The 20840-nt window shown below is 52.7% G+C and carries 16 protein-coding genes; 11 read left to right on the forward strand and 5 right to left on the reverse strand.

The window, feature by feature from the left end; all coding sequences use genetic code 11:
* Positions 1-124 precede the first annotated feature (124 nt).
* From deoC to AB1L42_RS03275, 5 genes are all read left to right on the forward strand, one after another.
* Complete coding sequence (deoC, locus tag AB1L42_RS03255; RefSeq protein WP_367051139.1) at positions 125-859, forward strand: deoxyribose-phosphate aldolase; 735 nt, start codon at positions 125-127, stop codon at positions 857-859.
* A 352-nt stretch (positions 860-1211) separates the two neighbouring features.
* Positions 1212-2696: a radical SAM protein gene (locus tag AB1L42_RS03260; protein ID WP_367051141.1), complete on the forward strand. Its 1485-nt coding sequence runs from the start codon at positions 1212-1214 to the stop codon at positions 2694-2696.
* A gap of 248 nt (positions 2697-2944) precedes the next feature.
* Positions 2945-3487 (forward strand): cytochrome c nitrite reductase small subunit, encoded by a 543-nt coding sequence (gene nrfH / locus AB1L42_RS03265; RefSeq protein WP_367051144.1) that lies wholly within the window; start codon positions 2945-2947, stop codon positions 3485-3487.
* A gap of 201 nt (positions 3488-3688) precedes the next feature.
* Entirely contained in the window at positions 3689-5323 is a 1635-nt protein-coding gene (locus AB1L42_RS03270) for an ammonia-forming cytochrome c nitrite reductase subunit c552 (protein ID WP_367051698.1), read from the forward strand.
* 217 nt (positions 5324-5540) lie between these two features.
* Positions 5541-6011: a VOC family protein gene (locus AB1L42_RS03275; RefSeq protein ID WP_367051146.1), complete on the forward strand. Its 471-nt coding sequence runs from the start codon at positions 5541-5543 to the stop codon at positions 6009-6011.
* 29 nt (positions 6012-6040) lie between these two features.
* Here the strand turns inward: AB1L42_RS03275 and AB1L42_RS03280 are convergent, their stop codons facing one another.
* Together AB1L42_RS03280 and AB1L42_RS03285 are read right to left on the reverse strand one after the other, a co-directional pair.
* A complete protein-coding gene (locus tag AB1L42_RS03280) occupies positions 6041-6631 on the reverse strand; it encodes a TIGR00730 family Rossman fold protein (RefSeq protein ID WP_367051148.1) in 591 nt (196 codons plus the stop codon).
* Between the two features lie 51 nt (positions 6632-6682).
* Positions 6683-8077 carry a hypothetical protein gene (locus tag AB1L42_RS03285; RefSeq protein WP_367051150.1) on the reverse strand — a complete coding sequence of 465 codons (1395 nt, stop codon included), beginning with the start codon at positions 8075-8077 and terminating at the stop codon, positions 6683-6685.
* A gap of 76 nt (positions 8078-8153) precedes the next feature.
* Between AB1L42_RS03285 and uvrB the strand changes: the two genes are divergently transcribed.
* Positions 8154-10256 carry an excinuclease ABC subunit UvrB gene (uvrB, locus tag AB1L42_RS03290; protein WP_367051152.1) on the forward strand — a complete coding sequence of 701 codons (2103 nt, stop codon included), beginning with the start codon at positions 8154-8156 and terminating at the stop codon, positions 10254-10256.
* 100 nt (positions 10257-10356) lie between these two features.
* Here uvrB and AB1L42_RS03295 read toward each other — a convergent pair whose 3' ends face one another.
* From AB1L42_RS03295 to AB1L42_RS03305, 3 genes are all read right to left on the reverse strand, one after another.
* Positions 10357-11085 carry a hypothetical protein gene (locus AB1L42_RS03295; protein ID WP_367051154.1) on the reverse strand — a complete coding sequence of 243 codons (729 nt, stop codon included), beginning with the start codon at positions 11083-11085 and terminating at the stop codon, positions 10357-10359.
* 296 nt (positions 11086-11381) lie between these two features.
* Positions 11382-11798: a GNAT family N-acetyltransferase gene (locus AB1L42_RS03300; protein ID WP_367051156.1), complete on the reverse strand. Its 417-nt coding sequence runs from the start codon at positions 11796-11798 to the stop codon at positions 11382-11384.
* A gap of 69 nt (positions 11799-11867) precedes the next feature.
* On the reverse strand, positions 11868-12797 hold the full coding sequence (locus AB1L42_RS03305) for a LysR family transcriptional regulator (RefSeq protein WP_367051158.1): 930 nt from the start codon (positions 12795-12797) through the stop codon (positions 11868-11870).
* An 81-nt stretch (positions 12798-12878) separates the two neighbouring features.
* Between AB1L42_RS03305 and AB1L42_RS03310 the strand changes: the two genes are divergently transcribed.
* The 5 genes from AB1L42_RS03310 (at position 12879) to AB1L42_RS03330 (ending at position 20760) form a co-directional block, all read left to right on the forward strand.
* Positions 12879-14288 (forward strand): MFS transporter, encoded by a 1410-nt coding sequence (locus tag AB1L42_RS03310; RefSeq protein WP_367051160.1) that lies wholly within the window; start codon positions 12879-12881, stop codon positions 14286-14288.
* A gap of 5 nt (positions 14289-14293) precedes the next feature.
* Positions 14294-15358: a Gfo/Idh/MocA family oxidoreductase gene (locus AB1L42_RS03315; RefSeq protein ID WP_367051162.1), complete on the forward strand. Its 1065-nt coding sequence runs from the start codon at positions 14294-14296 to the stop codon at positions 15356-15358.
* The gene (locus tag AB1L42_RS03320; protein WP_367051164.1) at positions 15345-15992 is read left to right on the forward strand and encodes a cyclase family protein; all 648 of its coding nucleotides are present in this window, start codon (positions 15345-15347) and stop codon (positions 15990-15992) included. The genes AB1L42_RS03315 and AB1L42_RS03320 overlap by 14 nt, the downstream gene beginning before the upstream one ends.
* A 372-nt stretch (positions 15993-16364) precedes the next feature.
* Positions 16365-17483, forward strand: a complete 1119-nt coding sequence (locus AB1L42_RS03325) for an isocitrate/isopropylmalate family dehydrogenase (protein ID WP_367051166.1) — start codon at positions 16365-16367, stop codon at positions 17481-17483.
* 145 nt (positions 17484-17628) lie between these two features.
* Positions 17629-20760 carry a DUF5060 domain-containing protein gene (locus AB1L42_RS03330; RefSeq protein WP_367051168.1) on the forward strand — a complete coding sequence of 1044 codons (3132 nt, stop codon included), beginning with the start codon at positions 17629-17631 and terminating at the stop codon, positions 20758-20760.
* Positions 20761-20840: the final 80 nt, after the last annotated feature.

Below are 20840 nucleotides of genomic sequence, written 5' to 3' on the forward strand. Positions count from 1 at the left end.
CTCACAGCGTCGAGCAACTTGCGATCACACCTCTTGGGAGACAAGATGCGTTCGCAGCCAGCAACACCAATTCAATAGTGAATCACCTCACTGTCTGAGACGGGCGGAACAACTGAAAGAAAACATGTCGACCACAGAATTAAGCTACTCCGATCTTTCCAAGATGATTGATCACGCCATCCTCACCCCAACCCTGACCGAAACAGATATCGTCAACGGAATTCGGCTCGCCCTCGCTTACGACGTTGCCAGCGTCTGCATTCTTCCCTACGCGATGCCCCTGTGCACGAAGATGCTGAAAGGAAGCACAGTCCGGACATCGACCACGATCGGTTTTCCTCACGGAGCACAATCGACCGACGCAAAACGTTTCGAAGCAGAACGAGCCATCGCAGATGGTTGCCAGGAACTCGACATGGTCGTCAACATCAGTCGCGTCCGAAGCGGGCAGTGGGATGAAGTTCGCGAGGACATTCGTGCGGTCATCGACGTTGCGCACAAAGCTGATCGTCAGGTGAAGGTCATCTTTGAGAACTGCTATCTCAACGATGAACAAAAAATCAGGCTGTGTGAAATCTGCAGTGACCTCAACGCCGACTGGGCCAAAACTTCCACCGGGTTCGGAACGAGAGGAGCGACCGTTGAAGATCTCAAACTAATGCGAACGCACTGTGCTCGGCATGTGCAGATCAAAGCCGCGGGAGGGATTCGAACATACGAGTCACTCCTGGAAATGCGGACAATCGGCGTCACAAGATGTGGAGCCAGCGCGACTCAGCAAATCCTCGACGAATGCCGCCGCCAACTCAATCTTCCAAACATCGACTTCGAAAAACTCAATAGTTCGACCGGCTACTAAACCTCTCTGAATTGAATCAGGTGCGTCCAGCGATGAATTCTCATCGCTTATGGAATTTCCATTCGAAGTTTGTCCACGACACAATTACCGCGGTTTTTCCGATTTGCTTTCAGGTGCAACAGAATTCCCTGCCAATAGCACTACCGAACGAAGATACTGTTTGACAGTCCATACGGGTCCACTTATACATTAAACGCGTCGGATTCTGAGTAAGTGTAGTCAACAATTGAAGAGCGGCCGGACTGGCGGAATGACTTTGTAGTCAAGCATTCCACAGACCGAGGGCGATCAGCTTGAAGAGAACTCGGATCCCTCCTCGCAACTGTCACACTCAGGGTCGGTGAACAGCCTCATGCATACTCCGCAGCGAATACTGGTTGTGGACCTTTGCCAGTCCTCTCGCATTCCAAACATTGCTGTCGGCTATCTCGTGGCTGGCCTTCGAGAAAATGGATTTGATGTCTCCGTCTTCTCGCCACTTTCCGTCGGAGCACGCGGATTCTCACGAGAAACAATCGATACGCCACTCAGTCACCTCAAACGCCGGATTCATTTCTCTTCGCACCCGGCCATGTTGCGCGTTCATGACACGCTGCATTCGATGTGGAAGTACTACAATCGAGGCCGACCGCTGCCTCAAGTGCTTCAAAGTTTTCGTGAGACACTTCGTGACCAATCGCCTGATTTGGTCATGATCTCAGCGTATCTGGATCACTATCCGACGGTTCGACTCATGGCCGAAGAAACTCGGGCTGCCAATGTTCCACTGCTTCTCGGTGGACCGGCTTTCAACTCTCTCGAGACGATCAAAGCTTGGCGCGACCTGCCCGGACTGACAGCAATCGTTGGACAGGAAATTGAGTTCTCGATTGCTGACATCGCTCGAAGTGCAATCGAGGGAACAGGGCTTGATCAACATCCCGGTGTTCATTCGCCGAATGGAACTTCTGGACCGCCCGCTTTTCCCATTCCCGACCTTTCGAAGTTGCCTGTCCCAGACTATCAGGACTTCCCATGGGAAAAATATGAACATCGAATTCTTCCAGTCATGACCGGAAGAGGTTGCCAATGGGGGAAGTGCGTCTTCTGTTCGGATGTAAAATCGGTCAACGGAATCGGTCGGTTTCGCTCTCGTGGTTTGGAAGGCGTTCTCCACGAACTACGAACGCTCGGTGAACGGCATGAAGCAAACTCAACATTCTTTGTCGACATTAAACTCAACTCAGACCTCGACATGTGGAGAGGGCTGATTAATGAGTACCAAAACTGCTTACCAGGAGGGGAGTGGGTCGGAGTCGTGCACGTCGATCGACGCACTGACAATGGACTTTCGCTATCAGACTTGAGCGCAGCGCGAGAAGCCGGCATGGTCCGTATCAGTTGTGGCCTAGAGTCTGGAAGTCAACGCCTGAACGACCGAATGGCGAAAGGGACAACAGTTCAACACCTGGGCGAGTTCTTTCAAGATGCTCGCAAAGCTGGGATATCGACGCGAGCAACGATGATGCTTGGATTTCCTGGAGAGCAGGCTGAGGATATTCACTCAACGTTGGATTTTCTCGACACATATGGATCAGACGTCGATCGAATCAATCTCAGCCGTTTTGCGCTTTTCCCGGGCACGGAACTGGCACAGCAGCTCGAACGCAAGCCGGAGATGCATACCGGTCTCACTTTACTCACATGGGATCATCGAAACGCTCAAGTTCGCTATCGCTATGAACCTTCGATGACTCGCGAATACCGCAAGGCAAAATCACAATTGTTGAAGGCGGTTCATGAAGTCAACTCTCGACCGCTTCCGACAGAAGCAGAGATCTTCAACGGAGTGATGTAGTCGATCAAAGTGTGCAGTTGGCATCCCGACTTCTCTTCTTGCTCTCGTCACAAGAGAGCCACGACGCGATGATCCAACGAAGTCTCTGAAGCTCCAGACACCATTTCGAAAATCGCATCATTGCTGATCGCAGGATTGTCGTTCGCAATCCTTGCAATGTTGCCTCAGAGATATAAACTTCTCTTCTGCAGCGACAATTTCGTTTCATTCTTTGTATTCGGCACGCTGCTCAAAAGAAGGCCTAGAAAATGGACTCCGAAGGCAACACTGGTCCGATCGTCGATCAAAGCAGTTTGTCGAGTGAGAATAAAACCAAGCCTTCGGAATCATCTCGATCACAATGGGGCCGGGTCTTCTCCGTCATTCTCGCCGCAATGATCGGACTTCTCTTCGGGCTGGGAACATTCACCTTCGGATACGGAAAAGGTGCCAGCTACCTGAGCAACGACCCAGCTTCATGTGCCAACTGCCACATTATGCAGTCACATTTCGACAGCTGGCAAAAGTCGAGTCATCGCCATCTCGCTGTCTGCAATGACTGCCATCTCCCGCACAATTTTGTGGGAAAGTATGTGACCAAAGCTGACAACGGTTTCTTCCACTCGATCGCTTTCACGTTGGACAACTTTCACGAGCCAATTCAGATCAAGCCGCGAAATCGACGCGTTACACAGCATGCGTGTATGCACTGCCATCAGGATTTCGTGCATCAATTCCTGGTCAATGACGCTCAGCGGGAGGGACTTTCCTGTGTTCATTGCCATAGCGATGTGGGACATGCACACAAGTAGTATTAAGACTCAATCTCAATAGAACACATTTCGGTTTACACACTTTAACACTTCGCGATTCTAGATTTTTATCAACGTAATTCCTTTCGACACTCCAAAGCTGAGATCCACATGGTCATTCATCCAACTCGCGAATCGGTCAATGCACGCGTCACTTGGAGTTCCACCATGCACCCACGAGCAGGACTCAGCAAAGTCGGCATGCTTGTCGGTCTCATTCTTTTAGTGGCTTTGACGACCTTCGCTGTGACCGGTGTGCTGGTGACAATCTTCGAACGCCAGCAGGAAGCGCGCACGCCGTTTGTTCGTCTTGTCGAAGTTGACGAACTCACAACTGATCCCGCGCCATGGGGAGTCAACTGGCCGAATCAATACGACACCTATCTGCAATCGGTTGATACCGAAGAGTCCGAATACGGCGGCTCGAGTGCGATGACGACCAGCAAGCTGGAAACCTACCCCTGGTTGAAACGGCTATACGCTGGATACGCATTCAGCCTCGATTACAGAGAAGCCCGTGGGCACGCTTACATGCTGTATGATCAGGAAGTCACCAAGCGAGTGACTGAACGGCCGCAGGGTGGGGCGTGTTTGCACTGTCATGCTTCGATTATTCCCACATACCGCCGTCTCGGAATGGAAGCTCTCGGGGAAGAAGTAAACGAAGAGACGCTGGCTGAGGACTTCAACTGGGATGCTGTCGTCGAAGGCTTCGTTCTTGTCAGTAAAATGGATTATCCCTCCGCTCACAAAGAAGTCCTTATGACTCCCGATGGTTCAACCGGTGAGCAGAAATCTCCATTCCCGGGAGGAACATCTGAAGTCAAAACGAGCAATGATCAACCGTCAACGGATTCAGAAGAGGCAGAAGATCCTCATCTCGGGCAAGCCCATCCTGTGAGTTGCATCGACTGCCACGATCCACAGTCAATGCAAATTCGCGTCACACGTCCTGGATTTGTGATGGGAATTCAAGCTTTGGCTGAGAGCGACGAGCCTGTTCATCATCTCCCCAGCATCACTCGCTGGCGAGAAGGATCGCGAGCGGAGAAATACGATCCGAACGAACTCGCAAGCCGGCAGGAAATGCGATCATTCGTTTGTGGGCAGTGTCATGTCGAATATTACTGTGCCACAAAAGAAACTCTGTTCTTCCCTTGGGAAAATGGACTCAAAGCAGAGCAGATCGAACAAACTTTCGACGAACATCTCTTCCCGGACGGAACCGAGTTTTTCGATTACAAGCATGGAGAAACTGGAGCGAAGATCTACAAAGCCCAGCATCCAGAATTCGAACTCTGGAGTCAGGGAATTCATGCTCGAAGCGGTGTCAGCTGCTCAGACTGCCACATGCCTTACGAGCGAAAAGGGGCCATGAAAGTCAGCAGCCACTTGGTGCAGAGCCCGATGCTCAACATCAACAACTCCTGTCAGGTCTGCCACAATGTTCCTGAAGAAGAACTGAAAGCACGTGTCGAAACCATTCAGGACCGAACCAAATCGTTGATGCTTCGCGCAGCGGATGCAATGACAGCCATGCTCGACGCGATTCGCGATGCCGAGGCAGCTGGCGCGACTGAGGAGCAGCTTAAACCAATTCTTGATCTGCAGAGAAAGGGAATGTGGCGTCTGGATTTCATCAGCAGTGAGAACTCCAAAGGATTTCACGCCGATCAGGAAGCAGCAAGACTGCTCGGTGAGTCAATCGATTACTGCCGTCAGGCTGAAGTGATGGCTCTGAAACTGCGTGCCTCAGAAGCTCCCGAATCAACCAGAGAAGTGACACCCATCGAAGGAGTAACACCAGCCAAAGAGGCACCAGTCGGGGCAGAGTAAGATCTTCTCGAGTGTCTCGTGATACCTTCAGACCACAATAACGATTGAGGATCAGCCTTCGCGCCGTTGTTCACTTTATGAAGTCGTGGAACGCTGCAGGCAGTCGAGCGAGTACCATGTTCGACGTAGATATCTCACTTGAGACGCATTAACCTTCAAGACTCATTTCTCGCAATTCACTGGTCCGTCAAACTCCCGTTCACAAACAGGCAATGCTATGAGCGTCAATCACGTTCCCGACGGTTACCACGCAGTTCAGGCATATCTCATTGTTCAAAATGCTGATGAAGCAATCGAGTGGTACAAAAAGGTGTTCGGAGCTGTGGAGCGGATGCGTCTCACCGGCCCTGGAGGATCAGTTGGACATGCCGAACTTGAAATCGGTGACTCGATCATAATGTTGGCGAGTGAATTCCCGGATATGGATGTGTATGGTCCGGAGCACTTCAACGGGTCCCCAATCAGCATGGCAATTTACTTCGAGGACGTGGACACCGTCTATCAACGTGCAGTCGACGCCGGAGCGACTGCGAAGCGACCAGTTCAGGACCAATTCTATGGTGATCGCAGCGGAATGATTGTCGATCCGTTTGGACACAGTTGGTCGCTGGCCACTCACATTGAAGATGTGACTCCCGAGGAAGTCCAAAAACGATTTGATCAAATGATGAGTGGCGGAAACGGCTAATCGCAGTCACTGATAGTTCAGGGAGACGATCACGTTTTCTCCCAAAGCGATTCATCATCGCTGGGAACACTGGTCGCATTCTCGAGCAGCGTGAAGAACTCATCGATCGATTCCACGACGGCCACCAACTTGCGATGGTTGTCGGACATAAATCCTTCACTGATTCCGTGATCGATCATTTGAATCAGGTGATCATAGTAGCCGTTCACGTTGAGCAGCGCGACAGGCTTTCGATGAAATCCAAGCTGCGCCCACGTCAGGATTTCGCAGAGTTCTTCGAAGGTTCCCAGACCGCCGGGCAATGCGATAAAGGCATCCGCTTCCTCAGCCATCATGGCTTTTCGTGTGTGCATTGAGTCGACAATTCTCATGTCTTGGACTCCCGGATGCGCTAATTCTTTCTGCTGCAGCGATTCCGGGATGACTCCGATGACCGATCCTCCGTGCTCCAAGGTAGCATTCGCGACGACTCCCATCAGCCCGATGTGTCCACCGCCGAAGACGAGCGTTCGCCCGGACTTTGCCAACCGTTTCCCCAACTCAGCAGCTGTCGATGAGTACAGCGGATTGCGTCCGGTTCTAGAGCCACAGAAGACGCACACGCTTTTAATTTCTGCCATCAAATCTCTTTCCGTCGTTTCTTCTTTCGTGAAGACTTTCAATGGGTTGCGTCAGGCTGGCATCAACGCAAACTGACCGATCGCCAGCGTGACATACAATCCCAAGCCACATCCTACCGCCAACCACAAGTATTTCCCGAGCATCGATCGAGCAGACTCGTGTGATTCTGCGCTCATTAACTGAGCCTGTCGAATTCCACCTGTTGCAAGGAGCAGATTGACGAGAAGGGTGACGATCGCCAGAGCGATGAAACCTCGATGAGGTTCGGTGAGATGCGTCAAAACCGAACGTTGATGCGGCAAGAGCAGGGCATTGAACAACATCAGTCGCCACCAGGCTCCCGGAAGCGGAGGAACACCGCAGAGACTGAGAGTCGCGGCCATCTCCCAGATTTTCGATTGCGATGGCCTTTCGTTTTCATCCTCCTCGCAATGCGATCGATCAAACGAAGACCAGACGTAGACGAATGCAGCGAGCGATTCGATGACGAGAATCAAACAAAACAAGCTGTCGGGCGAAGTCAGATTCGATGATTCCTCCCAAGACAAGCGAGGATTTCGAGCCGACCAGACGGACAGAACGGTTGCAAGATTTGCCTGGCCGAAAATCACATTCGTCAGAATTCTTCCTCTTGAAGTCGAGTCGATTTGCGATTGAAGTCGCAATCCCCACAGGCCAAGACAACAGATGGAGATTGCCGCGAGGAGAGACGCTTCTGAAGTCGTCCACTGACTCAGCAAGCTGAATCGAAACAGAAACACAGAAGCAGCCAGAACCGGCAAGATCGTGCGACTGAGGAGATTAGCGATCGAGGAATCTTCATTGCTCGCGGCATCACGTTTGATTGACATCCATTCAAGCGACGCGAACAGGCCCACGACAATCAGCAGCACGGAAGTCTTGCGAATCGGCTCGTACGAACTCAACTCGCCGAGCAGATAACCTCCCCACAATCCGCTCAGCACGATGATGGCCTGCCGCTTGTCGACCGACCGCTGCAACCGCCCCGAGGCAAATTCACAGAAGGTCCCCGCAAATAGACAGCAGGTGAGGGCAGCCATCAAGAGGATGGGAAGAGAGACAACACAAAGCGTCAACAGCGATCCGCACAAGAACAGGTATCGAGAAAGTCCGACGGATGAATCGTTAATTCCATCAACCAACTTGAAAATCGGAGCTGCCCAGAGTGCTGTCCCAGTCAGCGACAGCAACAACGACAAAAGCACGATCAGCGGACGATCTACCGGCAAAGTGAAAGGCACGTCCTTAGCGGCAGCGGCAAACAGACTTGCGATAGATGCTGTCACCGCTACGAGCAGTACCGAACCATTCAGAATTCGTCTCTGCCTGCCACTCATTGCGACGAGACAGCCAAATCCCCCTCCCACGAGATAGAGACCGCACATCACGATGATCGCGTTTCCAATTCCGGTCACGTCATTCAAAACCTGTTCATTTGTTTCGTAGCTGCTAGAATTTGCACATCATCGTCAATGCTCTGAATGAAGGCAATCGGCTGCCATGCCACGTTTTGAACTCGCTTCTGAATTTCAGCCCGCCGGAGATCAACCTGCAGCGATCGCTTCGCTGGTTGCAGGGATTGAAGAGGGAAAGAAGTCTCAGGTGCTGCTGGGAGCCACCGGAACAGGAAAGACGTTCACAGTCGCGAACGTCATCCAGCAGGTTCAACGCCCAACTCTGGTCCTTGCTCACAACAAAACGCTGGCTGCCCAGCTCTACGGAGAGTTCCGCGAGTTCTTTCCGAACAACGCGGTGACCTACTTCGTCAGTTACTACGACTACTACCAGCCAGAGGCGTACATCCCGCAGCGGGATATCTACATCGAAAAAGACGCTAGCATCAACGACGAAATTGACCGACTCCGTCTTTTGGCCACGAGCGCGCTCGTATCGCGACGGGATGTGATTGTCGTCGCCAGTGTCTCCTGCATCTACGGTCTCGGTTCGCCACAGGATTACCTCGACATGATGGTGCCGCTAAATGTTGGGGACACCATTGACCGAGACAGCTTCCTTCTGAAGCTTGTCGACATCCAATACGATCGAAATGACATCGACTTCCAGCGAGGAAAATTCCGCGTCCGGGGCGACGTCATCGAAGTCTGGCCCGCATACGAAGAATTTGCTTATCGAATTGAACTCTGGGGCGACGAAGTCGACAAGCTTTCGATTATCGATCCCATCAGTGGGGTCGGCAGCAAGTCCCTGAAGGACATCTACATTTATCCCGCCAAGCACTTCGTCATGCCTCAAAACCGCATCGATGATGCCATGGAAGAGATCAACGAAGAGCTCAATCAGCAGCTGGCGAAGTTTCAGAAAGAGGGCAAACTCCTCGAAGCGCAGCGACTCTCTGCGCGCACGCGTCACGACATGGAACTCCTCAAAGAAATGGGGTTCTGTCCGGGCATCGAGAACTACTCCCGAGCGTTAACCAAGCGTAAGCCGGGTGATCCGCCAGCGACGCTGTACGACTTCTTCCCGAAGGATTTCCTCTTTGTGGTTGATGAGTCGCACCAGACCATTCCACAAGTCCGTGCGATGTATCATGGGGACCGCTCTCGAAAGGAAACGCTCGTCAATCACGGTTTCCGCCTGCCAATGGCACTCGACAATCGCCCCCTCAAATTCGAGGAATGGGACCAGCGGCGCAACCAGACGATCTTCGTCTCCGCGACCCCCGCTGAGTGGGAACTCGATCAGACGAAAGGAGAAATTGTCCAGCAGATCATTCGTCCGACGGGGCTTGTCGATCCAGTAGTGCGAGTTCAGTCAGCACGCGGTCAAGTTCCTCACCTGATGGAGCAGATCCGCATTCGGGCCGAACGCGGTGAGCGAACTCTCGTCACCACACTCACGAAACGACTGTCTGAAGATCTTGTCAACTACTTGCAAGAGGAGGGCATTCGTTGTGAATGGCTGCACAGCGAACTCGACGCAATTGAGAGAGTCGAAGTTCTCCGCGAATTGCGAGAAGGCAAATTCGACGCTGTCGTCGGCGTCAACCTCTTGAGAGAAGGACTCGATCTTCCGGAAGTGTCTCTCGTTTGCATCCTCGATGCGGACAAGGAAGGTTTCCTGCGCAGCGAAACGAGTTTGATTCAGACAATCGGCCGGGCTGCCCGAAACGTGAATGCGGAAGTCTTTCTTTATGCAGACTCAGTCACGCAAAGCATGCAGCGAGCAATGGATGAGACAACCCGCCGCCGAGAGATTCAACTCAAGTACAACGCTGACCATGGAATCACTCCAGAAACCATTCGCAAAGCGATCAAACGCGGAATCGAAGAAGAAATCTCCGCACGCAAGATTGAACAAAGTGCGAGCGGTCGAGCCAGCGAAGTGGAATACATCAATCAGGAATACCTGAAGGAACTCGAAGCAGAGATGCTTCAGGCTGCCGAGAATCTCGAGTTCGAGCGTGCAGCCCATCTCCGCGATCGAATCTCTGATCTCCAGAAGCAACTCGACAAAGCGGATGGAGCCATCGCTGTTCCGAAAGACAGCGGACCGAAGGAGAAACGACAAAGCAAGTCACAGGGCAAACGCGGCAAAAAGAGAGGCTCAAGAAAACGCGTCCCTCGCCCACGTCGTGGTGATTAGACCACCTTCAATGAAATCTTCTTCGAGTGTTCCCGGCGCGATTTTCGGTGATCGAAGAACGCGCGCCATTGCGGACAATGAATGAAGTTATCGAAAGTGACTATTCAGATTTCTCGCTGTCGTCCGGTTTCTTTTTGTCTTTGTCGCTCGCTTGCCCGCCGGTGTTGTAGATCTTTGCGGACTCAAGGGGTTCTGCTTTTCGAACGACAACTGAATGCGCCAGCTTGGGATTCTTGTCGGTGTAGTAATACGTGACGGTATCGCCGGGCTGAATGAAGGTGCCGGCACTTCCGAGCACGACGGACACTCGCTGTTTTGTGGCTTGATTCGGATCCACAAGAATCTTCCCCGGCGAAACAGGGGGCACCGAAACGCCGACGTTTCCGCCTCCGACTGACATTCGCACTAAGTCCGTCGCATTGATCGTCAACGGATTCATACTTACGACGACTCCCGTGATCGTCATCTCAGACGCATCCTGCTGGAGCGTGCGAGTTTGCTGCCGAGCGGTTTGTTGAGGGCTGAGATGGACCGTCACACTCGCATTGCGAAGAGCCCCTTTGCCTGCGATGACGCCGTTGACTGTGATAACTGCGCCGGGACGGACAAATCCGGGATCACCGACTCCTTCAACACGGACGGTGGTCTTAGGCGTCATTGGAACTGGCCCCGTTTTGCCATCCTTCTCCATGACGATCCCATTTCGGGACACGCTCTTGACCGTTCCCTGCACGGGGTACAACGTGTATGTGGAGTAAGTCGTCACCTGGCCCAAAGCTGTGCTGGAAGCCAGACTCACTAGTAAAATCACTGAGGCGAGAGTCTTCATACGGCACCTGTTTCTATTCGAGCATTTTTTGATTTGGTGTGCACGATCTCGCACGAGCAAACACAGCTTTTTATCTTATGAAACAGAACAAGCGAGTGCACAGGAAAGAGCAACTTGCTCTAGCAAAAAACTTGTAATGATTCGTTGTACCCGATCCGAATCCTCATCGAAACTCTGCAGCTGGAAACTTCCTTGTGAAGCTTTCCCGGGACCTTGGTCGAGCAGTCAACCAAAAGAAACATTCGCAGAACTGCCGCGAAGAGAGATCGACGGGCCTGATTGCTCGGCGAAGCGGTTTACTTCGCTTCCGGACTGATCGTCCAGCACGAGTCGTGCTTTTCGAAACCAATGTGCGGGTAATAGTCCACTGCTTGAGGAGCGGACAGGAGAATCAGTCGCACATCAAGACCACTGGCAATTCGCGTTTGCCGAATCAGCTCCTTGCCGATGCCTTGCTTCTGGTACGCAGCATCGACCGCGAGGTCTGACAGGTACGTGCAATACGAAAAGTCTGTGATCGACCGGGCGATGCCGACGAGTTTCCCATCTTCAGTTCGGGCGGAGATGATGATGTCCGCATTGTCGAGCATGCCTTGTAATCGGTCTCGCTCGGAAAGCGGTCGCCGGGCTCCGAGGGTCGACCGCACGAGGAGATCTCTGAACTCGTCGAAGCCGAGTTGTCCTTCCCGCTGAAATGAAATCAATTCTGACACACGACCTCTCCGCAATCGTTGAAACTTTCATTCTGTGCCCGAACCGACGACAGAGATATCCGTGATGTGTTACTCGTGAGACTTCTGAACGATCTCAACGAGCCTCTTCATCGGCCCGGTCAGCTTTCGTCCTCGTTTCCACAAAAACACAATTTGCCGTCGGCCAAGTTGTTTTCGCAGCGATCGAACGAACAGCCCGTCACAGAGATGCCCGTCCAGACGGCCCGCGACAACTCCCACACCTAGACCGGCTCGAACACAGGCGATCGTGAAACCACTGTTGTCTGTTTCGACGGTTACTCGTGCATTCAGGTGCTCGCGATGAATCGCATGCTCGAATGCATCTCGTCCGTGAGTTCCGGGAACAGTCACCACGAGATCATGCTTCACAAGTTCGCGGAGGCTGTTCTGCTTCGCCTGACAGTACGGATGACTCTTCTCCGCGATGGCCAGAAAGTCAATGAAATAGGCTGGCTCAAAATGGACTCGGGCAGAGGAGCGTGGAGACTCCGCTTCAAGAGTCAGCGCGAGATCCGCTTCGCCGCTCAGGACCATCTCTTCAGCGAGTCGATTGTTTCCGTGTCGAATGACGAGCGTGTTTTCGAACTCATCTCGAAAGTCTTTGAGAGGGACGACGAGATCTTCCATCAACATTCGAACGCCGGTCACGAGTGTGATCGATTCGTATTCGGATCGTTCGTCGCTGACGGTTTCGAAGGTGGAATCGATCCCCGCGAGTATCTCAGAGAACTGATCGTACAGCTGTTGAGCTTTCAGCGTCGAAACAATTCGACGGCCTTCTTTCTCGAAGAATGTGGCTTCGTAGAGTCGCTCGACGGCTTGAATCTGCTGCCACACGGTTGGTACTGACAACTGGAGGCGTCGGGCAGCCGGCGCGTAACCGTTTTCCTCAAAGACACATTGGAATGTTTGCATCTGCTGCACGCTCAGCTCGCTGGCGCGAGGCTGAACGTTTGAAGAACTCGGTGGAACGCCCATTTGACTATTTCTCTATTCTAAACGAATTTCCGACTGTGTTTCATTTCAACGAACGACAATATTAGATAAAGTCTCGGTGATATGAACCCATCGCACGCAATTTCTCCGACTGTTTCAGTAGCGACTCGACAGAGATACCTGTTAGTGCTGCTGTTGTTCTTTCACACGGTGAACACGTACATGGATCGTGTGTGTATCTCTGCTGCGAAATCGTCGATGCAGAATGACATCGCCGGACTGACAGACCAGATGATGGGATATGTGTTTGGAATTTTTGCAGTTGGGTACGCATTGTTCCAAATTCCTGCTGGTTGGTACAGCGACCGAGCAGGTCCACGCATGGCATTGACGATCGTTGTCATCATCTGGAGCATCTTCACAGCTCTGACTGGAGCCGTTTACACAGCCATCAGCTTGTTGATTGTCCGATTTCTGTTCGGAGTCGGTGAGGCAGGAGCGTATCCGGGGGCAACTCGAGCGCTCTATCGTTGGCTTCCAGCCAGAGAACGAGGCATCGGGCAGGGGATTTTCCATTCCGGAGCCCGAATCGGTGCGGCTCTGTCACTAGTGGTGATGCCAGCGGTGATCTCGATGATTGGCTGGAGATGGACATTCGTCGCGAATGGCCTGGTCGGCATCGTCTGGGGAGCGATCTGGTGGTTCTGGTATCGAGATAAACCCGAAGAGCACCCGTGGACCAATGATCAGGAAGCCGATCTGATCGCTCGCGGAATCCATGAACAGGAAGTCCCCAATGTCGAACTTCCTTACATCCAAATCGTCACGTCAGCCAATGTCTTGCTGGCCATGTTCCAATATGCCGCAAGCAATATAACATTCTTTATCAGCATCACCTGGTTGAGACCCTACATCGAAGAGCGATGGGGAACAGATGCCGCGAACTTGTCCGCACTTCCGCTTCTCGTCGGAGCAGTCGCGCTGTGGTTTTCCGGGTTTCTGGTGACGAAGCTTTATCAAATGGGCATGCCGGTCATGTCTCGCAGAATTCCAGCGATGCTGGGCTATGCGTTGGGCGCGATTGGCTTGATTCTTTGCACTCAAACCACATCATTCGAAAGCGTCTGGCCACTGATTCTCTGCTTTTCGATCGCCATGTTTGGTGTTGAAATGACGTTAAGCCCCAGCTGGGCGTTCTGCATGGACATTGGCGGAGACCGTTCCGGGGCAGTTTCCGGAGCGATGAACATGGTCGGCAATCTGGGAGCTGCGCTGAGCGCGGTGGTGTTTCCCTACTTCGTCAATCACGTCACGCTTCCCTACTTCGCAACGGAAACGGGAACTGCAAACTCATTCTTTGTGTTCGCTGCGTTGATGAACGTGCTTGCAGTGATCGCATGGACGATGATGAATCCGCAACGGATTCTTCGCAGACTGACTGATCGCGAAATGCAGTTCCGCATGATCGGTTTTCTAGCTCTCATTCTCATGGTGGTGTTTTCGCTCGTTTACACCAAGTTGATTATGGGGTGATGAGCATGAACACAGACAAACAGTTGCGTGGCGTCGGAGTTGGGGCAGGGTATTTCAGCCAGTTCCATTACGAAGCCTGGTCACGAATTCCTCAAGTCGAGATCGTTGGGATCTGTGATCAAGAGCTCACGAAGGCGGAAACGCTCGCGAATCAATATGGAGTACAAAACACCAGTTCAAATCTGGAAAAGTTGCTCGACGAAACAGAACCCGACTTCATCGATGTGATTACTCGGCCCGACTCGCATGCAGCGATTGTCGAGTTGGCAGCGAGTCGCGGAATCGATGTCATCTGTCAGAAACCACTGGCCCCGACGATCGAAGAAGCGGTTCAGCTTGTTGAGAGCGCGGATGCGTCAGGCATTCGACTGATGGTGCACGAAAACTTCCGGTTCCAACCTTGGCATCGAGAGATTCATCGACTAATCAACGAAGGGACGATTGGAGATCAACTCCTCACGTTGTCGTGCCGAACTCGAACCGGAGATGGATGGCAGAGCGACGCTTACCTGGCACGACAGCCGTATTTCGTTGAGATGCCGCGATTCCTGATCTACGAAACCGGCGTCCATTTTGTCGATACGTTTCGATATCACGCTGGTGAAATTGAAGGAGTGTTCGCTTCTCTTCGCAAGTTGAATCAGAACATTCGGGGAGAAGATGCTGGAGTCGTTTTGTTCGAGTTCGCCAACCAGGCGGAAGGCATCTGGGACGCGAGCCGATTCCACGAATCGAATTGTTCAAATCCTCGCTATACCTTTGGGGACTTTCTGTTCGATGGAAGTGCCGGTTCAATCCGACTCAGCGGGGACGGCACCATTCGAATTCAACCACATGGGGAGCCGGAATTCGTTCACAACTATCAGCACTCCGATCGCAATTTCGCTGGAGATTGCGTCTTCTACACTCAACAGCACTTCATTCACGGGCTACTTGAACAGCGCCCCTTCGAAACGGACGGCCGAGAGTATTTGAAGACACTGCGCGTGCAGGAAGCGATTTACGAATCCGCACGTACCGGTCAACCAGTCCGTCAATTGTCATCAGGAGGGCACAATGCGAGTTGTTGATTTAAGCCTGACTGTTAATTCCGAGATGCCGGGAGTCTCGATTACAACTGCGAAGACGATTGCGTCGGACGGGTGGAATGCCACCACGCTATCCCTGTACTCGCACTCTGGCACGCATATGGATGCGCCGTGCCACTTCCTCGATGGCGGATCGACGATCGATCAACATCGGCTTGAAGTGCTCGTTGGCCCAGCTATTGTTCTCGATCTGTCACCTGCCAACCCTCGACAGCTGGCGACAGTCGAAGATGTGCAACAGATCAAAGATCACATTCGCCCCGGCTGCCGAATTCTCTTTCGCACCGACTGGTCTCGCCGCTACGGAACTGCTGAGTACCGCAACGAGCTCCCGAGAATTTCCCTCGAGTTGGCCGAATGGCTTGTCAAACAGAAAGTCGGCCTCATCGGGGTCGAACCGCCGTCCGTTGCAGACGTCAACAACATCGAAGAACTCACCAAAGTCCACCAGACTTTGTTTCGTGGAAACGTTGTGATCGTCGAAGGGCTAACCAACTTAGATCAATTGACACAGCAGACCGTGGAGTTCATTGCACTTCCACTGAAGATCGAACACGGCGACGGATGCCCGGTCCGAGCGATTGCCATTGAAAGAGAGTCGTTTCAACCAGTTTAGAAGTACAGAAACCTGAGTACGTAAGCCCCCGAAAACACTGAAAGTCCTGCCATCAAGAGAAGCTCCCTCCACTCAGTCACGACCTTTGAGAACTGATCAATCCAGCGAAGAATTCCATGACGAGAGTGTCCAGCAATGAATATGATCCATGATGGCCAGGAAACACTTTCTCAAACAAATCGAGCGACTGCTCGTCGAAGCGTGTTTCAAGTATCGCATCGAGTCACAAGCGTTCTTTGAACAAACCTGAAAGCATTTCCTCGCCGGTTTGCATTGGCTCGCTCACGCAAACGTAGCGAAATATCGAAGCAAGTAATTCAAGTGAGTTCCCAAGGACGGGTAACTTGCTCCAAGCGGAAAGAGTACAACGAGATGAGTTCATACAAAATCGCACTACTCCCAGGTGATGGCATCGGCCCGGAAACCATGGCTGCCACCGAACTTGTCCTGGAACAGATTGCGATGGAGTTCAGTGATCTCGATTTTGAGACAATCTCCTATCGAGCAGGCGCCGAGAACTACCGCGACACAGGTGTCACACTGCCCGACGCGGTTTTGGAAGGGTGCCTCGCCGCCGACGCAGTCCTGCTATCTGCCATCGGTCTCCCGGATGTCCGTCAGCCAGACGGGACCGAAGTCCAACCGACAATGATGGTCGGACTCCGCCGAGCGATGGGTCTCCATTCAGCCGTTCGACCAGTCAAGCTTTACCCGGGAGCCCCTTGCGTTCTGCAGAACACAGGTCCCGGCATCGATTTTGTGATCATTCGCGAAAATCTCGAAGGACTGTTCGCCTCGTTTGGTGGAGGAGGAATGGTCGGTGATGACGTCGCGACAGACACGCTGATCGTCACTCGCAAGGGAACTTCCAAAGTCGCTGAATATGCTTTCCAACTGGCTCGTCGACGATCCGGACGACCGACCGACGGAAAGCAAGTTGTCACCTGCGTTGATAAAGCAAATGTCTTCCGCAGCATGGCGTTCTTCAGGAAGGTCGTGAACGACACATCGAAGTCATTTCCGGATATTGAACACAACGCTGTGTATGTCGACGCGATGAGCCTTTACATGGTCCAGAACCCCTGGGACTTCGACGTGCTCGTCATGGAGAACCAGTTTGGAGACATCCTGTCCGACCTCGGAGCCGGGCTGGTGGGTGGTCTCGGATTAGGTCCATCTGCCGAAATCGGAGACAACCATGCGTTGTTTCAGCCGTCGCACGGTACAGCTCCACAAATCGCTGGGAAGAATGTCGCCAATCCACTCGCGACAATTCTTTCGGCAGCGATGATGCTTGACTGGCTCGGGGAACGTCACAACGACGATTCCTGTTTGGCTGCGGCAGCGGCCATCGAAACTGCGGTTGCCGAAGTTCTCGCGGCACAGGTTGTCAGAACTCCCGATCTCGGCGGAGTGTCGTCGACGACCGAGGTTGCAGAAGCTGTGGCAGCCGCCATTACCAAGACTCCCGTGACGGACGTCAGTCCTTAACTCTCGGTTCTGAATACAACCATCGGACACAACCCGATTTGCACTCTGTTGCCCAATCGGTTGGGGCACTATGTCGCTTCAGTCGTACGGGTCCTCGTTCAATGCAGTGAAACGACTCATCAACTTCCTAGATAGAGAGAGATCTATGAGCTTTCGCACTCGCACGCTGCTGGGCCTGGTCGTGGCCTCGCTCTTCTCCTCCACGTTGCTTTCCGCCGCTGACACTGTGTTCAAGGAGACCAACGGACTTGTTGCCGTTGAGGCGGAACACTTTCAGAATCAAAGCAAGACGGAAACTCGAAAGTTCCATCTGACGACCGCAGATGAAACTCCGGACGTCACGCCGGATGGGGATCCATCTCACGTCGCTGGGGCAAGTGGCGGAGCCTACCTCGAAATCCTTCCAGACACGCGTCGCACGCACGACGACAAGCTGATCCGAGGTACAAATTTCTCTCCAAATCCCGGAGACATGGCGGTTCTCGACTACCGAGTCAACTTCTCGACTCCCGGACGCTACTACGTGTGGGTTCGTGCTTTCTCAACTGGGTCGGAAGACAATGGGCTGCACGTCGGACTGAATGGCGAATGGCCAGAGAGCGGTCAACGACTCCAATGGTGTGAAGGCAAACGGACGTGGCGCTGGGACAGCAAACAGCGGACTGAAAAAGTCCATTGTGGTGAACCCCACAAGATCTACCTCGACATCAAAGAGCCCGGGACACACACGATTCACTTCTCAATGCGGGAAGATGGATTTGAGTTCGACAAGTTCCTGATGACGACTGATTCCAACCTCACTCGTCCCGAAGACGTCGGACCAGAGAGCGTCGTCCATTCCGGGTCAGCTCCGAAGACTTATGCGTACGTTGCTCCGGAACAAACCGATGACAGCCAACAACCGACTCCATCAGGTTCAAAACGTATCCTTCAACTTCCGGCAGCAAACTTCACGCTGGATGGAACAAACTACTATCTCGACAAGGGCAAGTGGCTCGCGATCAACCCCGAACAACACAAGTCCGCACACGCCGAACAGACGTTTCCGTTTCCGACCGGTCTCTACGATGTCACGCTAGTCGCGATTGGAGAAAACGATGGCAAATCACAGTACGAAGTCGCCGTCGATGATCGCTCGATCGGGAAATTTGTTTGCCCCCTGAGCAAACAAACCTTCGAAGAAGGCGACCAGTACACCAAGACCTGGTCCGACGTTTCAATCACCGAAGGAGCACAAATCCACATCACTTCGCAGATTGCTTCGGCCGATGGTCAGGAATTCAGCCGCGCTCGCTGGGCTGCGATTCAGTTCGTTCCGAAAGACGCGAAAACCAAGAGAGCAGCTCAACCTTTCCTGATCGCTCAAGCGACAGCAAGTGCTTCCGACACAGCTTCAGGAAGCCCGACGACGCCAGTCAGCACTGCTGCGTTGATTCAACCACGCAAGCCGAATGGTGACGGCAAAACCACTGTCACTGGAGAACTTAAGCAGTGGCATAAAGTCACGGTGAATCTGAATGGACCGTATGCTCACGAACAGGACAACGAACCAAATCCATTCACCGATTATCGCATGACGGTCACGTTCACTCATGCAGATGGGACCAAGTACGTGATTCCCGGCTACTTCGATGCCGATGGAAATGCTGCGAACTCGTCGGCTGTTTCGGGAATCATGTGGCGTGCGAACTTCGCCCCCGACAAGACAGGGGAGTGGACTTATAAAGTCGAATTCCTCAGCGGTAAAGGCGTTGCACTCGACAAGTCTGCGAGCAGCGAGCCTCTGACTCCCTTCAACGGACAAGACGGTCAGTTCACCGTCGCGAAGAGTGACAAGTCTGGAAGAGACCTTCGAAGCGTCGGCCGTCTGCAGTATGTCGGTAAACACTATCTTCAATTCGCTGGCAGCAAGCAGTACTTCCTCAAAGCTGGTGCTGATGCTCCAGAGACTCTCCTGGGATACAAAGACTTCGATGGCACCGTCGCTGGCAAGCCAGATCGTGTTCCTCTCAAGTCCTACGCACCGCATCTGCAGGACTGGAAAGATGGAGATCCCAACTGGAAAGACGGAAAAGGAAAAGGCCTGATTGGAGCCATCAACTATCTGTCCGGAAAAGGCTGCAACGCATTTTCTTTCCTGACCTACAACGCAGGTGGCGATGGTGACAACGTCTGGCCGTTCATTCAGCGCGAAGACAAGATGCACTATGACTGCAGCAAGCTTGATCAGTGGGGAATCGTCTTCGACCACGGAACGAACATGGGAATGTACCTGCACTTCAAATTGCAGGAGACCGAAATGGACGACAACCGCGCCCGAGGACAATCAGATTACGTGCCTGAATCTCTCGATGGCGGAGCGCTCGGACCACAACGCAAACTGTACTGCCGGGAGATGATTGCCCGGTTCGGACACAACCTAGCCTTGAACTGGAATCTCGGCGAGGAAAACACTCAGAGCACAGATGAACATCAAGCGATGCTCAACTACATCGCCGAACTGGACGCTTACCAGCACAACCGAGTTCTGCACTCATTCCCCAATGAACAGGACATGCGATACGATCCACTGCTTGGCAACAAGTCGAAGCTGACCGGACTGTCGCTTCAAAACAGCGGAATTCATGACACTCACTGGCAAACTGCCAAGTGGGTCCGCAAGTCGAGCGAAGCTGGCAAACCATGGATCGTCGCTTTCGACGAATCAGGAAGCGCTGCCCATGCTCAATGTCCTGACCTTGGATACAAAGGTTACGACGGTCACGATGTCGACGGAAAGATGACCTACACCGAACATCGCGTTCGTCAACAGACTCTCTGGGGAACACTCATGGGAGGCGGAGCTGGCGTCGAGTACTACTTCGGCTACAAGTACGCCGAGAACGATCTTGTCTGCGAAGACTGGCGAAGTCGGGATCGAAGCTGGGACTATTGCCGAATCGCCATTAACTTCTTCCACGAGAATGAAATCCCGTTCTGGGAAATGACAACTCAAAACTCGCTGGTGGGAGTTCCGGACGAAGACAACTCCAAGTACTGCTTTGCCAAGAACTCAGAGACCTATCTGGTCTATCTGGCAAACGGGGGAACAAGCGATCTGGATCTTTCCCAAGCTGACGGAAAATACAGCGTCGAATGGTTCAACCCCAGAGCAGGGGGCAAATTGCAGAGTGGTTCGGTCGCATCCGTATCAGGAGGTGCTTCCGTCAAACTCGGCACACCGCCGGCAGATGCAGATCAGGATTGGCTCGTGGTTGTTCGTAAAGTGAACAAATAGACCGTCATTCAAGACTTGAGCACTTTCTGATTTTGTATGCACGATCTCGCACGATCAAACACAGCCTTTTAACTTATGAA

Source organism: Thalassoglobus sp. JC818 (assembly GCF_040717535.1).
In the GTDB taxonomy this organism is placed as follows: Bacteria; Planctomycetota; Planctomycetia; order Planctomycetales; family Planctomycetaceae; genus Thalassoglobus.

Coding starts and splice junctions, on each gene's coding strand:
- AB1L42_RS03275 (WP_367051146.1), top strand. CDS start 5,541: ATGAGCGTCAATCACGTTCCCGACGGTTACCACGCAGTTCAGGCATAT.
- AB1L42_RS03295 (WP_367051154.1), bottom strand. CDS start 11,085: ATGAAGACTCTCGCCTCAGTGATTTTACTAGTGAGTCTGGCTTCCAGC.
- AB1L42_RS03270 (WP_367051698.1), top strand. CDS start 3,689: ATGCTTGTCGGTCTCATTCTTTTAGTGGCTTTGACGACCTTCGCTGTG.
- nrfH (WP_367051144.1), top strand. CDS start 2,945: ATGGACTCCGAAGGCAACACTGGTCCGATCGTCGATCAAAGCAGTTTG.
- AB1L42_RS03260 (WP_367051141.1), top strand. CDS start 1,212: ATGCATACTCCGCAGCGAATACTGGTTGTGGACCTTTGCCAGTCCTCT.
- AB1L42_RS03315 (WP_367051162.1), top strand. CDS start 14,294: ATGAACACAGACAAACAGTTGCGTGGCGTCGGAGTTGGGGCAGGGTAT.
- uvrB (WP_367051152.1), top strand. CDS start 8,154: ATGCCACGTTTTGAACTCGCTTCTGAATTTCAGCCCGCCGGAGATCAA.
- AB1L42_RS03310 (WP_367051160.1), top strand. CDS start 12,879: ATGAACCCATCGCACGCAATTTCTCCGACTGTTTCAGTAGCGACTCGA.
- AB1L42_RS03330 (WP_367051168.1), top strand. CDS start 17,629: ATGAGCTTTCGCACTCGCACGCTGCTGGGCCTGGTCGTGGCCTCGCTC.
- AB1L42_RS03305 (WP_367051158.1), bottom strand. CDS start 12,797: ATGGGCGTTCCACCGAGTTCTTCAAACGTTCAGCCTCGCGCCAGCGAG.
- AB1L42_RS03320 (WP_367051164.1), top strand. CDS start 15,345: ATGCGAGTTGTTGATTTAAGCCTGACTGTTAATTCCGAGATGCCGGGA.
- deoC (WP_367051139.1), top strand. CDS start 125: ATGTCGACCACAGAATTAAGCTACTCCGATCTTTCCAAGATGATTGAT.
- AB1L42_RS03325 (WP_367051166.1), top strand. CDS start 16,365: ATGAGTTCATACAAAATCGCACTACTCCCAGGTGATGGCATCGGCCCG.
- AB1L42_RS03280 (WP_367051148.1), bottom strand. CDS start 6,631: ATGGCAGAAATTAAAAGCGTGTGCGTCTTCTGTGGCTCTAGAACCGGA.